The organism is Mongoliimonas terrestris (assembly GCF_001927285.1).
Classification (GTDB): Bacteria; Pseudomonadota; Alphaproteobacteria; order Rhizobiales; family Pleomorphomonadaceae; genus Chthonobacter; species Chthonobacter terrestris.
Window position 1 is genome coordinate 395582 of sequence record NZ_MSIG01000002.1, and the last position, 14094, is coordinate 409675.

The following is a 14094-nucleotide window of genomic DNA, read 5'->3' on the forward strand; positions in this document are numbered from 1 at the left end:
TGACGACGGAGAGGGTGGGGGTGCGGGGGTGCGGGGGTTGCTTGCCGGCGGGACTGCGGGTTTCGTTGATAGCGCCCCAACGTCATCCCGGCGAAAGCCGGGATCCAGCCGACGTGGGGGATTAGCCGACCGGCGCAGGGATGGACGGGACGGTTGGGCCCCGGCTTTCGCCGGGGTGACGGCTGGGGGGAAAGGTGGCGGATTGATTGGACGCGTCGCGCTCGCCGGGGAATGGGCAGTCGTGTTTGGCGCGACTTAGGCGTGCGTCTACGCGCGCTGTCCGCCTGGAGCGGACCATGACGGTGCTGGATGTCGTGATCAGCGGAAGCCCCGGCCGATCGACATGGCCCGCCTGCGCCGTCCTCCCTCCCCGTCAGACCCGGATGAAGGGGTTGAACAGGCGGCCGATGCGGCCGGTGAGGCGGAGGGGGGCGTCGGTGACGGCAAAGCCGATGCAGTCGCCTTCGTCGTCGGCGACGGGCTTGTGGTCGACGGTGGCGTCGTTGATGGAGATGTCGCCGACGCCGTAGGTGCCGAGGATGTCGGAGAAGCCGCCTTCGAGCACCAGCGTGGCCTCGTCGCCCTCGTGGGTGTGGGCCGGCATGGCGGTGCCGGCGCGGATCCAGAACAGGCTCGGCTTCAGGCCGTCGAACTCGCCGAGCTTGATCTCCTTCACGCCCGGCAGCACGGTGCGCCAGGCAAGGGTGTCGGCGTCGCCGCCGACGAAGCGGCGGATGGCGACCGGCAGGCGGCCGGCCCGGACGGGCCGGGGCGCAACCGGCGCCGGGGCGATATCGGCTCCGAAGATGGCGGCAAGACGCGCGTCGCGGCTGGAGACCGGCACGGGGGCGATCTCCTCGATGCCGCGGCCGGACAACGCCTCCAGGTCGGCGACGAAGCGGCGGTTCACCGGGGAGAGTTCCAGGTGCGCCTCGACCATGACGCTGAGCGGCGCCGGCAAGGCGCCGGCCGCGTAGCCGGCCAGAAGGGCGTTGATTTCCTGATCCAGATTCGGCGCCATGGAGGGCGTTGTCCTGTCGAAAACTGATGTCTGTGTCCGGCCGCTGGGGCGGCACTGTAATCGATGCTACGCGTGGTCGGCAATGTTGGATCACCAAGCGGTGATCGTCATTGGCAATCTCTTTCCAAGACGAAAAGGCTTTCCAATTTCCAGCGATTCGGCAGGTTTCCCGTGCTTGATCGGCCCGCCTCCGGCTTTTAGGGTCCGGTCCGACACCTTAGCCCCCTCAGCGCGCGCCGCCCCGGCGACCTCGACCGGCCCGCGCGCCCGGCCATCGCGCCCTCTGGAGACCCCATGTCCGGCAGCGTTCTCGACCTCATCGGCAACACACCCCTCATTCGCCTGAAGCGCGCTTCCGAGATGACCGGATGCGAGATCCTGGGCAAGGCCGAGTTTCTGAACCCCGGCCAGTCGGTCAAGGACCGCGCCGCGCTCTGGATCATCAAGGACGCGCTCGCCCGCAAGGCGATCGAGCCCGGCGGCATCGTGGTGGAGGGTACCGCCGGCAACACCGGGATCGGGCTGGCGCTGGTGGCGAGCGTCTACGGCCTGAAGACCGTGATCGTGATCCCGGAGACCCAGGCGCAGGAGAAGAAGGACGCCCTCCGCCTGATGGGGGCGGAGCTGGTGGAGGTGCCGGCCGTTCCCTACAAGAACCCGAACAACTACGTGAAGCTCTCCGGGCGGCTTGCCGAGCAGTTGGCCGCCACAGCCGAGCACGGCGCCGTGTGGGCCAACCAGTTCGACAATGTGGCGAACCGGCAGGCGCACATCGACACGACGGCGCGGGAGATCTTCGAGCAGACCGGCGGCGCCGTGGACGGCTTCGTCTGCGCCGTCGGGTCCGGCGGCACGCTCGCCGGCGTCGGCCTGGCGCTCAAGGCGCTGAAGCCGGGGGTGAAGATCGGCCTTGCGGATCCGCACGGGGCGGCGCTCTACAGCTACTACACCAGCGGCGAGCTGAAGGCGGAAGGCTCGTCCATCACCGAAGGCATCGGCCAGGGGCGGATCACCGCCAATCTGGAGGGCGCGCCGGTGGACTTCGCGACCCGCGTCTCCGACGAGGAAGCGGTGTCGATCGTGTTCGACCTCCTGGAGCACGAGGGGCTCTGCCTCGGCGGCTCGTCGGGCGTCAACGTGGCCGGTGCCATGGCGCTCGCCCGCGAGCTCGGCCCCGGCCACACCATCGTGACCATCCTCTGCGACTACGGCACCCGCTACGCCAGCAAGCTCTTCAACCCGGACTTCCTGCGCTCCAAGAACCTGCCCGTGCCGGCCTTCCTGGAGCGGGAGAGCCGGATCACGGTGCCCTACGAAACGGTGTGACCGGGGGCGCGAGGTGGACGCGAGCGTGCGAAGGGCCGCCCGGTGGGGCGGCCCTTCGCGTTTCGGCGAGGAACGAGCGGGGCGCGGGGGCGCCGGATGCTCTTTCACGGCTCGTGAAGGTCGGACTCGTCCGACCTTCACGAGCGCTACGGCCTGACCGGCCGGCGCCCGTTCGGGCTTGCCTGCGCCCGCAAAGGTCCGACACGTCGATACCTTACGGGCTTGGCATCACTTCTCCAGCATGGCGGCCTGGACGGTGTCGGCGTCCAGCACCTGGTCAACGGCGGCGAGGTGGCCGGCGACGGCCCGGGCGGCGTCGGCGAGGCGGCCGAGGCGGGTCTCGGCGATGTCGAGGCGATCCTCCAACTCTTGATTGGCGAGCATGAGGGCGGCGTTCTCCGTCTCGGCGGCGGCGACGCGCTTGGCGAGGTCGACGAGCTGGGTCTCGCGGGCGCTGGCGGCGGCGAGCGCCGGCACGAGGCGGTTGTTGGCCTCCACGATGGCCTTGCCGATCTGCTCGCGCTCGATCTTCATGGCCGCGATGGCGGTGTTGAGGTCGCGCAGCTGGTGCTCGTGCTCGAGGACCGTGACGGTGGAGCGACGGACGACCTCGTCCGCCTCGGCCTTGCCGCGCAGGGCCTCGCCGAGTTCGGTCTTGCGGTAGGCGATGGCGGCGGTCAGCGACGTGACGGTGTTCTCAAGGCCCACCACCTCGCGGGCGAGGCGCTCGCTGGCGGCGGTGAGCTTGTCGCCCTCCACCTTCCAGCGCTCGGCCTTGGAGACCAGCTCCTTGTTGCGCTCCACGGAGGCGATGAGGCCGGTGAGTTCGGTGCGCCGGGCGCCGACGGCGGCGGTGAGGGAGACGTGGGCGTTGGAGAGCTGGCGGACGGCCGGCTCCAGCACCTTGTTCTCCTTGTCGAGGGTGGTGAAGAGGCTCGAGGCGGCACGCTCGGCGGTGGTGGCGCTCAGCGCCTTGGCTTCGACCACCTGCAGCTTGGCGGCGGCCTTTTCGACCTGCGACGCGCGCGCATTCGCCGCAGCCGAGGCGGCGGTCAGGGCGTTCTCCACGCGCACCAGATCGCGCTTGGCGCCGGCGATGTCGTCGCGGAGGGTGCCGGCGGTGCTGGCGTCGAGGCCGACGGCGGCAAGTTCGGCCCGAAGGCCGGCGATCTCGTTGCGGCTCGCATAGGTTTCCGACCAGCCGACGGTGGCGGCGACGACCGCCGCGCCGAACCCCAGGATGACGCCGCGCGAGGCGCCGTCCGTCCAGCTTTTCCGTGTTTCCCCACCCATGGCCATCCCCCTTCGTGTTTGTTCTCGGGGATGCGTCGACCGGCGCCGGTCGGGTCGACCGGCGGGGATCTCGCCCCCGTCGCAAGCTTAAGCGGGGCAAGTGTGCGGCCGCGGGGGGTGCGAATCAAGACTGGGAACGGGGATGCGGCCGGCGCGGATGGCGGCCGAAGCCGGCGGGGCGCCGCAACGCGGTTGAAACCACGATTAAAACCGCCGAAGCTGCGGCCCCTGGACGGCACGCCGCCGTTCGGCTTGGAGCCCTGCCCGATGACCGATGCGCTCTTCCGCGACGACGCCTACCTCTCCGTGGCGGAGGCGACCGTGGTGGCGGCGGACGGCGACGGGATCGTGCTCGACCGGTCGATCTTCTATCCGGCCGGCGGCGGCCAGCCGGGCGACGGCGGCAGCCTGGAGCTTGCCGACGGGCAGGTGCTGGCGATCGCCACGGCGGTCTACGAGGCCGACCGGACGCGGATCCGCCTGAAGGCGGCGGACGAGGGTGTGGCGCTGCCGGACGTGGGCGCGCGGGTGGTGCAGCATCTGGACTGGGCGGTGCGCTACCGGCACATGCGCATCCACACGGCGTTGCATCTCCTCTCCGTGGTGCTGCCGTTTCCGGTGACGGGCGGGCAGATCGGGGCGGACGAGGGGCGGCTCGACTTCGACATGCCGGAGGGCGGCGTCGACAAGGAGGCGGTGACGGCGGCGCTGATGGCGCACGTGGCGGCCGACCACGCCATCACGACGGAGTGGATCACCGACGACGAGCTGATGGCCAATCCGGGGCTCGTAAAAACCATGAAGGTAAAGCCGCCCATGGGCCAGGGCCGGGTGCGGCTGGTGCGCATCGGCGAGAGCCTTGACCTGCAGCCGTGCGGCGGCACGCACGTGCGCTCCACTGCGGAGGTGGGCGAGATCCACGTGGCCAAGGTGGAGAAGAAGGGCAAGATCAACCGCCGCGTCCGCCTGCGGTTCGGCCCCCTCCCCGCCGAGGGCTGATCCCCGGCCGCGCCGGCGGCTCACACGCGGCCGCGCCAGCGGCTCACCCGCGGCCGCCTCGGCGGCTCACCCGCGGCCGCCTCGGCGGCCGCCAGACGAACAACGACGAGGAGACGCTGATGGCGACGAACCGCGACGACGTGCTTGTGTCGGTGGACTGGCTGGCCGACCGGCTGCGGGCCCCGGACGTGGTGCCGGTGGACGCCACCTGGCACCTGCCGACCACCGGCCGGCTGGCCGCGGAGGAGTATCTGGCCGGGCACATCCCCGGCGCGGTCTTCTTCGACATCGACGGCATCACCGACCAGGCCTCCGGCCTGCCGCACATGCTGCCCCCGCCGGAGGTGTTCTCCAGCCGCATGCGCCGGCTCGGCATCGGCGACGGCCAGACGGTGGTGGTCTACGACGCCTACGGGCTGTTCTCCGCGCCGCGGGCGTGGTGGACGTTCAAGGTGATGGGCGTCAAGGACGTGAAGATCCTCGACGGCGGGCTGCCGGCCTGGGTGGCGGAGGGGCACATGCTGGCGGAGGGGCCGACCCGGCGGACGGAGCGGCACTTCACCGCGCGCATGGACCACACAGCCGTGCGCGACTTCGCCGCCGTGAAGGCCGCGCTCGACGGCGGCACGGCACAGGTGGTGGACGCCCGCCCGGCCGGGCGCTTCCGCGGCGACGACCCGGAGCCGCGCCCGGGCCTCAAGGCCGGCCACATGCCGGGGGCGGTGAACCTGCCGTTCGGGGAGCTGGTGGAGGACGGCCGGCTGAAGGATCCGGCGGCGATCCGCGCCGCCTTCGCCGCGCGGGGCGTGGACCTCGACAAGCCGGTGATCACCACCTGCGGCTCCGGCGTGACGGCGGCCATGCTGACGCTGGCGCTCGAAACGGTGGGGGCTCGGACGGTGACGCTTTACGACGGCTCGTGGGCGGAATGGGGCGGTCGGGAGGACGCGCCGGTGGAGAAGGGGTAGGAGCGGCAGTCGGGGTTCGGGATTCGGCAGTCGGGCTTCGGCAGTCGGGCTTCGGCAGTCGGGCTTCGGCAGTCGGGCTTCGGGTGTCGGACGTCCAGCCCTGGGCTTTGCGACCGGTGCCGTCTGCGCTAGGGGCTGGAACGGCTGATCGGCGACGGGCTGTTCATCTTCGACGGCGAGACCCGGGCGGCGCGCCGGCCGCTGGTGACGAACATCGTGGACGAGAGCGGGCAGCTGGTGTCCGGCCCGGTGACGGAGGCCGCGGCCGGTGATCGAGCCGCTCCTTCGCGAGCGGCTCGATCGATGGTTCTGGCTGGACAATCGGCTGCAGGGATGAGGCGAGTTCCTGACGACGTCAGGAGGTGCTGGTCCCTCCCCCGATCATCGGCCGAGGTGGAGGCCCTGTCGGTGGTCCTCGACGCGGCGCTCCTGGGCCTTGCCGGCGAGACGGGTGACCAGAAGGCCGCCGACGAGGGAGAGGATGGAGGCGCCGCCGAACGGGATGAAGGGCCCGACGAACTGGACGAGGAGATCCACGAGGGGCACCGTGCCGCTGGCGCCCGGCGTCGTCAGGACCGTGAGGAGGCCGCCGATACCGCCGCCTTCCACCGCCTGCTGGACGGTCCTTCCGAGGGCGGCGCAGCCTTCGAGCACGGCCGCCGGGGCATTGTTGGTCGAGACCACGAAGGCGCAAACCTCGCGGACGCTGGACTCCACCCCTCCCGTGACGGCGCCGACGGCGCTGTTCGCCGCCACGTCGGCGGCGGTCTTGCCGAGGCCGAGTGCGCCGAGAGCCGTCGCGATCCAGCCGACGATGCGCGCCTTGTCGAGGGTGAGGATGATGGTGGAGCCTTCCGCCCGGAGGGTGGCGGTGGTGGCGCCGACCCTGCCGGCCGAGAGCTGCCGGTCCGGCGCGCCGGCAAGCGCCGCGAGGGTTTTGGCGTCCGCCATGCCGGTGACAGGCAGGCCGTGGTCGCGCTGGAAGGCCAGCACGGCGGCGGCGGTGAGGGTGCCGAAGATGCCGTCCGACTTGCCGACCGCATAGTTCTTCGCTTTCAGGAGGTTTTGCAGGCCCTTCACCTCGTCGTGGGACATCGGCACGCCGGCGGCAGCTGGCGTCGGGATCACGGTCGCAGCGGTGCCGTGGCCTCCCGTATCGGAAAAGGCGAACCCGGCCGAGCTTGTCGTCGATGTGGCGGCGAGGATCCGGCGCACGCGGGCGAGCGTAGTCCGCCGCTCCTCATAGCTGTCGGTGTAGCGGTTGATGATGGCGGTCACCTTGTCGAGAGAGCCGCGGTCGGCGACTTCGTTGACGTCGTTCACCGTCCACCAGCCGGCGGCCACATCCCAGGCGAACGCCGGGTCGGCGGCCTTGTCCGGGTTGGCGACGAGGTCGATGCCGATCGCCTCCCCGACCTCCCGGTAGTTGGCCTTGCCGGTGATCTGGATCAGGCCGCGGCCGCGGTATCGCCAGCCATCGCCCGGCTGGTCGTTGCCGAGGTCGGCGCGGTTGCCATAGACGCGGTCGGCGAGCGCTTCCTTGTTGCGCACGAAAGGCGCGGCGTCGGCCTCGTCGGCGAAGCGCTTCGGCCACACCTCCAGGATCCGGGCGGCGGTGCGGTAGGTGAGGTTCTCCTCAAGACGCACGTGCGGTCCGGTTTCGTAGGCGGTCTGGGCGAGGAAGAAGGCGAGCCGGGTCTCGCTGTCGAGGATGCCGGCCTTCTTGAGCGCGGCCTCGCCGCGCGTCCGGTAGGCCTCGGCGATGGCGGCGCTGTTCGGGCCGTAGATGGCGCGGATCTGCTGTTCGGTCAGGGACTGCATACGGTAACCCCCCTTCAGATCGGGACGAGTTGTCCCGGACCCGAGGAGGCCCGATCGTCAAATACGTGTCAACGTGGATATCTATCGCTTTGGTTGTGCAACTTGAGTGAAGCGGTTGAACGGAAAAGGCCGCGCATGGGGACACGCGCGGCCTTCTGACATGTGGATGTCCGCGTCCGGCGGGCGTCAGCCCTTGAGGATGCCGCGGCCCATGTAGCGGGCCTGGGAGCCGAGCTCTTCCTCGATGCGGATGAGCTGGTTGTACTTGGCCACCCGGTCGGAGCGGGCGAGCGAGCCGGTCTTGATCTGCCCGCAGTTGGTGGCGACGGCGAGGTCGGCGATGGTGCTATCCTCGGTCTCGCCGGAGCGGTGCGACATGACGGCGGTGTAGGCGGCCTTGTGGGCGGTCTCCACGGCGTCGAGCGTCTCGGTGAGCGAGCCGATCTGGTTGACCTTCACCAGGATGGAGTTTGCCGTGCCGGTGGAGATGCCGTGGCGCAGGCGCTGGGTGTTGGTCACGAAGAGGTCGTCGCCGACGAGCTGGCAGGTCTTGCCGATCTTGTCGGTGAGGAGCTTCCAGCCCTCCCAGTCGTCCTCGGACATGCCGTCCTCGATGGAGATGATCGGGTACTTGGCGGCGAGCGAGGCGAGATAATCCACCTGCTCCTCGATGGAGCGCACCTTGCCCTCGCCCTCGTAGTGGTAGGCGCCGTCCTTGAAGAACTCGGTGGCGGCGCAGTCGAGCGCCAGATAGACGTCCTCGCCCGGGCGGTAGCCGGCCTTCTCGATCGACGACATGACGAAGTCGAGCGCGTCGGTGGCCGAGGCCAGATTCGGCGCGAAACCGCCCTCGTCGCCCACGTTGGTGTTGTGGCCGGCGGCCTTAAGGCCCTTCTTCAGGGTGTGGAAGATCTCCGTGCCGATGCGGACGGCGTCGGCGATCGACTCCGCGCCGACCGGCATGATCATGAATTCCTGGAAGTCGATCGGGTTGTCCGCGTGGGCGCCGCCGTTGACGATGTTCATCATCGGCACCGGCAGGACGCGGGCGTTCGGGCCGCCGATGTAGCGGTAGAGCGGCAGGCCGGCGGCTTCGGCGGCCGCCTTGGCGGTGGCGAGCGAGACGCCGAGGATGGCGTTGGCGCCGAGGCGGGCCTTGTTGGGGGTGCCGTCGAGATCGATCATGGTCTGGTCGATCTGGATCTGGTCTTCCGCCTCGAGACCGCCGATGGCGGCGAAGATCTCGTCGTTGACCGCGGCCACCGCCTTGGTGACGCCCTTGCCGAGATAGCGATCGCCGCCGTCGCGCAGCTCGACCGCCTCGTGGGCGCCGGTGGAGGCGCCGGACGGCACGGCGGCGCGGCCCATGGAGCCGTCCTCCAGGATGACATCGACCTCGACGGTCGGGTTGCCGCGGCTGTCGAAGATCTGACGGCCGACGATGTCGATGATGGCGGTCATGGAAAGGCTTACTCCGTGCGGGGGTGGGATGCGACTGAAGCCGGGCGTTCTATAGCCTGCCCGGCCCGCGCTGCAAAGGTGCGCCGCCAAGCCGAAGCTGGTAGACGAACGGCGTCTTGCCCCACCCTTCCGCCGCAGGTGCCATGGATGACCGCCCCTGTTCCGCCGCCCGGCAACCCGGTTCCGGGCGCGCCGAGGCTGGCGATGTTCGACTTCGACGGCACGCTCGCCGACAGCTTTCCGGTGTTCGCCGCGACCCTCGGCGCAGTGGCCGACCGGCATGGCTTCCGCCGGTTCGGCCCGGAGGAGATGGACGACTTGCGGGCGCTCGGGGCGCGGGAGATTCTCGCCCGCGCGGAGGTGCCGCTCTGGAAGGTGCCGGCGATCGCCGCGGACATGCGCCGGCGGATGGCGGCGCGAATCGAGGAGATCCGCCTGTTTCCGGGCACGGCGGAGATGATCGAGGATCTCGTCGCGGCGGGCGTGAGGATTGCGGTGGCGACCTCCAACAGCGAGGCGACGGTGCGGCGGGTGCTGGGCGCGGATCTCGCCGGGCGGATCGACCACTATGGCTGCGGGGTGGCGCTGTTCGGCAAGGGGCGGACGATCCGGCGCCTGCTCGCCGCCGCCCGGGTGGCGCCGGGCGAGGCCGTGCTGGTGGGCGACGAGCTGCGCGACCTGGAGGCGGCGCGCGAGGCGGGCGTGCGCTTCGTGGCCGTCGCATGGGGCTACACGCTTCCTACGGCATTGGCGGCGGCGGGCGCAGACCGGCTGGTGGATCGGATGGACGGGTTGGCGGCGGCGGTTCTGGAGGGCGGCGGCGCGGCAGGCTGATCGATCAGCCGAACACGAAGGTGGTGCCGAAGAGATCGGAGGCCGGGACGAGCGTGCCGAACGGGCGCGACAGGGTCGTGAGGCCGGCGGCGCGGGCGCGGTCGGCCATGTCGCCCCGGTCGGTGCCCTTGATGCGGACGACGGCGATCCGCGGCGTGGGGGAGAGGCCCGGCAGGGTGTCGAGCCCGTAGAGGATGCTCGCCGCGCCGGGGGTGCGGACGGAGAGGACGCCGCGGCCGGTGTCGATGTCGAAGCCGTGCGGCGGGGTGCGGACGGCGGGCGCGTCGGCGAAGGCGGTGAAGAAGGGCTCCAAGGCGGTCGGGTCGCGGGCGATCAGGTCGACGCGCTCGATGCCGGCGGCGCCGTTCGGGTGGCGCTGCAGATCGGCCGACCAGAAGTTCTCCGGAAAGTGCTGCTCGCAGGTGAAGGCGCCGACCTCCGGCATCAGCGGCGAGGCGGTGAAGGCGAGCGAAAAGGCCACCGTGCGCACGCTGCCGTCCGGCCGCGCCGCCTGCCGTTCGAAGCGGAAGGGGGCGAACACCGGCAGGCCGGCGGCGATGAAGGCGGCGCGATCGGCTTCGGCGCTCCGGCTCTCCAGCACCAGCATGGACGTGCCCTCGCGGACGGCGAGGACATCGCGGTTGAAGGCGCCGAACGAGAAGGCGCCCGGCTCCGCGTCCGGGATGGCGGCGGGATCCGGCACGGCGAGGAGTTCCAGGAAGGCGCCAGGGAACTGGACGAGGCTGTTCTCCGTGCCCCAGGGATGACGCGCCACCGGCGTGGTCAGAAAGCCGAGCGTCTGGAACCGGGCGCGGGCGACGCCGAGATCACGGACCGGCATGACGAGGTGGTCGATCGCACGGGGCAAGGGGGGTGTCCTTCAGTACCGGAGGGGAGACATTGGCCAGTGAGTCGGGGCAACCACCGGTGACACCGGAACCATGGCAACCCACCGCCCCGGTGAGAAGATCGAAGGGCAGATTATTGTCATTTCTGCTTAATGGCGGGAGATGTGCGGTCGCGCTGGGAGGCGCCGGCGGTCCGTCAGCCTCGGCACGCCGTGGGGATCGTCACGCTTCATGAAGGACGAGGCGCATCAAAGGGCGACGGGGGGAGCGGCGGGCGACTTCGACGAAGCCGAGGCGGGTGAAGACGGGCGTGAAACCCACGAAGCCCTCGCCCCATATCGCCGGCCGGTCCGGATCGAGCGCGCAGGCCTCGACCGCGCGGGCGCCGGAGGCTCTGGCCAGATCCACGGCGGCCTCGGCCAGGACGGACGTCAGCCCTTGCTTGCGGTGGCCGCTGCGGATGAAGAAGCAGGTGATGGCCCAGACGTCGTCACCGTCGAAACCGTCGGTGGGGCGGCTCGCCTTGGCGGTCTGGAAGCGAAGGTATTCGGGCCGGGGACGCACCGCGCACCAGCCGACCGCCCGGTCGCCGTCATAGGCAAGGAGGCCCGGCGCGGGCCCCCGATCGACGATGCCGTGGAAGCCGTCGCGACGGGCCTCGCGGGACATCGCCTTCCAGTCCCCGCCCTGGAGCCGCGGCCAGAGGCACCAGCAGCCGGAATTGGCGCCCCGTTCGGGTCCGAAAAGATCGACGAGGTCGTCCCAACGATCGGGGGTCAGCGGGTGGATTGCGGTCGTTTCAGGCGCCACGGGGTCTGGTCTCCGATGCTGTCTCGGGATGGACAGTCTACCGGACGAACCATCGGGAAATGTCAGGAGCGAGTAGCGGGTTCTTTTGCAGGCCCCGCACGCTCACACAGGCTGACGTGCCGAGGGTTTCACCGGGTCTACCGCGGCTGCAACGGTTCGCCCGCTGACTGGGATTGCGCCAAGCCACTCCGGGAGAGGACCTGCGTCATCCGTGACCGGCGTGGCTGCTGTTTGCGAGGCGGACCGTAGCTCTCACCAGAGCCGCTCCACCCCAAAGCCGTCGAGAGCCGTGTCGGCGGAGAGCAGGAAAAGCCCGTTCACGAGCGCCTGGGCCGCGAGCATGCGGTCGAAGGGGTCGCGGTGGGTGGAGGGGAAGGCGGCGGCGCACGCGGCCTCGTCCGGTCTGAGGTCGATCAGCGTGAAACCATCCCGTGCCAGGATCGCTTGCCAGTCAGAGATGAAACGACCGGCCTGAGGAAGTTTCCCAATCATATGCTTTCGTACAATTTCGTAGATCGAAATGGCGCTGACGATCAACTCATTCGCTGCGTCGTCCAGTGCTCGACGTGCATTTGACGAGATTCTGTTCTCCTCGCTGTAGATGAATAAAATGACGTGAGTATCGAGGAGGATTTTCAATCGCCCTCCCAAGCTCTCAACTCGTCTTCCGGCAGAGGATCAAAAAAACTGTCCGGAACAACGAGTTCGCCACGCAACAGGCCGTAGCTCAGGCGCCGCGTCGCCGACGGTGGCGTATTCAGCCGTTCGCGCGCCGTTGGCGATAGCTCGGCAATCGACCGCTCCAACGCCGCCAGCCCTTCGTCGTCGAGGTCGTCGGCGCGGACGAGCGCGTCCGCCAGGGCGACCCGGCGGGCGAAGCGGTCGAGAGCGGACTTGTCGCGGGCGTTCACGAGCGGCACCTCCGCAGGCAGTCTAGCGCAGGACGACGCCGGGGAGAACGCCCCGCCCGTCAGACCAGCCGGCTCTGCTCCATCGCGGCTTCGATGAAGCTGGCGAAGAGGGGGTGGGGTTCGAAGGGGCGGCTTTTCAGTTCGGGGTGGTACTGGACGCCGATGAACCAGGGGTGGTCCTTGATCTCGACGGTCTCCGGGAGGACGCCGTCCGGCGAGAGGCCGGCGAAGACGAGGCCGCAGGCTTCCAGCTTCTCCCGATAGTCGATGTTCACCTCGTAGCGGTGGCGGTGACGCTCCGAGATGCGATCGGAGCCGTAGATGGCGGCGATCTTGGAGTCCTGCGCGAGGCGCGCCTCGTAGGCGCCGAGCCGGAGCGTGCCGCCGAGGTCGCCGTCGGCCTTGCGCTTTTCAAGGGCGTTGCCCTTCAGCCACTCGGTCATCAGGCCGACCACCGGGTGCTCGGCCGGGCCGAATTCGGTGGAGGTGGCGTCGTCGATGCCGGCGAGCGAGCGGGCCGCCTCGATGACGGCCATCTGCATGCCGAAGCAGATGCCGAAATAGGGCACCTTGCGGGTGCGGGCGAAACCGGCCGCGCGGATCTTGCCTTCCGAGCCGCGCTCGCCGAAGCCGCCCGGCACCAGGATGCCGTGGACGTGCTCCAGATAGGGCGTCGGATCCTCCTTCTCGAAGATCTCGCTCTCGATCCACTCGATGTTGACGCGCACATTGTTGGCGATGCCGCCGTGGACGAGCGCCTCGATCAGCGACTTGTAGGCGTCCTTCAGCACCGTGTACTTGCCGACCACGGCGATGTTGACCTGGCCTTCCGGGTTCTTGACCCGGTTAACGATGCCCTGCCAGCGCTCGAGGTTCGGCGCCGGCGCGCCGGTGATGCCGAAGGCGGCCAGCACCTCGGTGTCGAGGCCTTCCTGGTGGTAGGCGAGCGGCACCTCGTAGATGGACGAAACGTCGAGGCCCGGGATGACGGCGCTCTGGCGCACGTTGCAGAAGAGCGAAAGCTTGCGCCGCTCGCCGTCCGGGATCGGCCGGTCGCAGCGCACGAGCAGGATGTCGGGCTGGATGCCGAGGGAGCGGAGCTCCTTCACGGAATGCTGGGTCGGCTTGGTCTTCAGCTCGCCGGCGGACGGGATCCAGGGCATGAGCGTCAGGTGGATGTAGACGCACTGGCCGCGCGGCAGCTCGTTGCCGAGTTGGCGGATCGATTCCAGGAAGGGCATCGCCTCGATGTCGCCGACGGTGCCGCCGATCTCGGTGAGGACGAAGTCCACGTCGTCGTTGCCGTCGAGCACGAAGGCCTTGATGGCGTCGGTGACGTGGGGAATCACCTGCACGGTGCCGCCGAGATAGTCGCCCCGCCGCTCCTTGGCGAGGATCTCCTGGTAGATGCGGCCGGTGGTGATGTTGTCCTGCTTGGTGGCCGGGCGCCCGGTGAAGCGCTCGTAGTGGCCAAGGTCGAGGTCCGTCTCGGCGCCGTCGTCGGTCACGAACACTTCGCCGTGCTGATAGGGCGACATCGTGCCGGGGTCGACGTTGAGGTAGGGATCGAGCTTGCGCAGGCGGACCTTGTAGCCGCGGGCCTGCAGGAGAGAGCCGAGCGCGGCCGAGGCAAGACCCTTGCCAAGGGACGAAACCACGCCGCCGGTGATGAAGATGTACCGCGCCATGGGCCTTGAACCTATCCGTAATTCAGACTGCAGCGAAGACGGCTTTTCGGGTTATCCGCACCTTTCAAAAACGCCCGAGGCCGACGCGGCGAAGGACTGTCGCCACGCGGCCGG

The 14094-nt window shown here is 69.7% G+C and carries 13 protein-coding genes; 4 read left to right on the forward strand and 9 right to left on the reverse strand.

Features of this window, described 5'->3' with window-relative positions:
• Positions 1–373 precede the first annotated feature (373 nt).
• Positions 374–1021, reverse strand: coding sequence for a ChrR family anti-sigma-E factor (locus BUQ68_RS04210; protein ID WP_075214670.1), 648 nt, complete (start codon positions 1019–1021; stop codon positions 374–376).
• Positions 1022–1315: 294 nt separating this feature from the next.
• Here BUQ68_RS04210 and BUQ68_RS04215 point away from each other — a divergent pair, with 294 nt between their 5' ends.
• Positions 1316–2347, forward strand: a complete 1032-nt coding sequence (locus BUQ68_RS04215) for a cysteine synthase A (protein ID WP_075214671.1) — start codon at positions 1316–1318, stop codon at positions 2345–2347.
• Between the two features lie 228 nt (positions 2348–2575).
• On the opposite strand, the gene BUQ68_RS04220 is transcribed toward BUQ68_RS04215, so the two are convergent.
• The gene (locus BUQ68_RS04220) at positions 2576–3640 is read right to left on the reverse strand and encodes a coiled-coil domain-containing protein (protein ID WP_139315147.1); all 1065 of its coding nucleotides are present in this window, start codon (positions 3638–3640) and stop codon (positions 2576–2578) included.
• A gap of 267 nt (positions 3641–3907) precedes the next feature.
• Between BUQ68_RS04220 and BUQ68_RS04225 the strand changes: the two genes are divergently transcribed.
• Positions 3908–4639, forward strand: a complete 732-nt coding sequence (locus BUQ68_RS04225; protein WP_075214673.1) for an alanyl-tRNA editing protein — start codon at positions 3908–3910, stop codon at positions 4637–4639.
• Positions 4640–4758: 119 nt separating this feature from the next.
• On the forward strand, positions 4759–5607 hold the full coding sequence (gene sseA / locus BUQ68_RS04230; RefSeq protein ID WP_075214674.1) for a 3-mercaptopyruvate sulfurtransferase: 849 nt from the start codon (positions 4759–4761) through the stop codon (positions 5605–5607).
• A 381-nt stretch (positions 5608–5988) separates the two neighbouring features.
• On the opposite strand, the gene BUQ68_RS04235 is transcribed toward sseA, so the two are convergent.
• Positions 5989–7428: a peptidoglycan-binding protein gene (locus tag BUQ68_RS04235; protein WP_075214675.1), complete on the reverse strand. Its 1440-nt coding sequence runs from the start codon at positions 7426–7428 to the stop codon at positions 5989–5991.
• Between the two features lie 186 nt (positions 7429–7614).
• Positions 7615–8889, reverse strand: a complete 1275-nt coding sequence (gene eno / locus BUQ68_RS04240) for a phosphopyruvate hydratase (protein ID WP_075214676.1) — start codon at positions 8887–8889, stop codon at positions 7615–7617.
• A gap of 147 nt (positions 8890–9036) precedes the next feature.
• On the opposite strand from eno, the gene BUQ68_RS04245 reads away from it, so the two are divergent.
• On the forward strand, positions 9037–9723 hold the full coding sequence (locus BUQ68_RS04245; protein WP_075214677.1) for an HAD hydrolase-like protein: 687 nt from the start codon (positions 9037–9039) through the stop codon (positions 9721–9723).
• 4 nt (positions 9724–9727) lie between these two features.
• On the opposite strand, the gene BUQ68_RS04250 is transcribed toward BUQ68_RS04245, so the two are convergent.
• The 5 genes from BUQ68_RS04250 to BUQ68_RS04270 form a co-directional block, all read right to left on the reverse strand.
• A complete protein-coding gene (locus BUQ68_RS04250; protein WP_075214678.1) occupies positions 9728–10591 on the reverse strand; it encodes a VOC family protein in 864 nt (287 codons plus the stop codon).
• Between the two features lie 202 nt (positions 10592–10793).
• A complete protein-coding gene (locus BUQ68_RS04255) occupies positions 10794–11381 on the reverse strand; it encodes a GNAT family N-acetyltransferase (RefSeq protein ID WP_075214679.1) in 588 nt (195 codons plus the stop codon).
• Between the two features lie 252 nt (positions 11382–11633).
• Positions 11634–12020 carry a type II toxin-antitoxin system VapC family toxin gene (locus BUQ68_RS04260; RefSeq protein ID WP_075214680.1) on the reverse strand — a complete coding sequence of 129 codons (387 nt, stop codon included), beginning with the start codon at positions 12018–12020 and terminating at the stop codon, positions 11634–11636.
• Positions 12017–12292, reverse strand: coding sequence for a hypothetical protein (locus BUQ68_RS04265; RefSeq protein WP_075214681.1), 276 nt, complete (start codon positions 12290–12292; stop codon positions 12017–12019). Before BUQ68_RS04265 ends, BUQ68_RS04260 begins: the two co-directional genes overlap by 4 nt.
• A 59-nt stretch (positions 12293–12351) precedes the next feature.
• A complete protein-coding gene (locus BUQ68_RS04270; protein ID WP_075214682.1) occupies positions 12352–13980 on the reverse strand; it encodes a CTP synthase in 1629 nt (542 codons plus the stop codon).
• Positions 13981–14094 lie beyond the last annotated feature (114 nt).

Excerpts from the sequence above, each read along its gene's own strand:
- BUQ68_RS04210 (WP_075214670.1), bottom strand. The coding sequence starts at position 1,021 with ATGGCGCCGAATCTGGATCAGGAAATCAACGCCCTTCTGGCCGGCTAC.
- BUQ68_RS04215 (WP_075214671.1), top strand. The coding sequence starts at position 1,316 with ATGTCCGGCAGCGTTCTCGACCTCATCGGCAACACACCCCTCATTCGC.
- BUQ68_RS04220 (WP_139315147.1), bottom strand. The coding sequence starts at position 3,640 with ATGGGTGGGGAAACACGGAAAAGCTGGACGGACGGCGCCTCGCGCGGC.
- BUQ68_RS04225 (WP_075214673.1), top strand. The coding sequence starts at position 3,908 with ATGACCGATGCGCTCTTCCGCGACGACGCCTACCTCTCCGTGGCGGAG.
- sseA (WP_075214674.1), top strand. The coding sequence starts at position 4,759 with ATGGCGACGAACCGCGACGACGTGCTTGTGTCGGTGGACTGGCTGGCC.
- BUQ68_RS04235 (WP_075214675.1), bottom strand. The coding sequence starts at position 7,428 with ATGCAGTCCCTGACCGAACAGCAGATCCGCGCCATCTACGGCCCGAAC.
- eno (WP_075214676.1), bottom strand. The coding sequence starts at position 8,889 with ATGACCGCCATCATCGACATCGTCGGCCGTCAGATCTTCGACAGCCGC.
- BUQ68_RS04245 (WP_075214677.1), top strand. The coding sequence starts at position 9,037 with ATGACCGCCCCTGTTCCGCCGCCCGGCAACCCGGTTCCGGGCGCGCCG.
- BUQ68_RS04270 (WP_075214682.1), bottom strand. The coding sequence starts at position 13,980 with ATGGCGCGGTACATCTTCATCACCGGCGGCGTGGTTTCGTCCCTTGGC.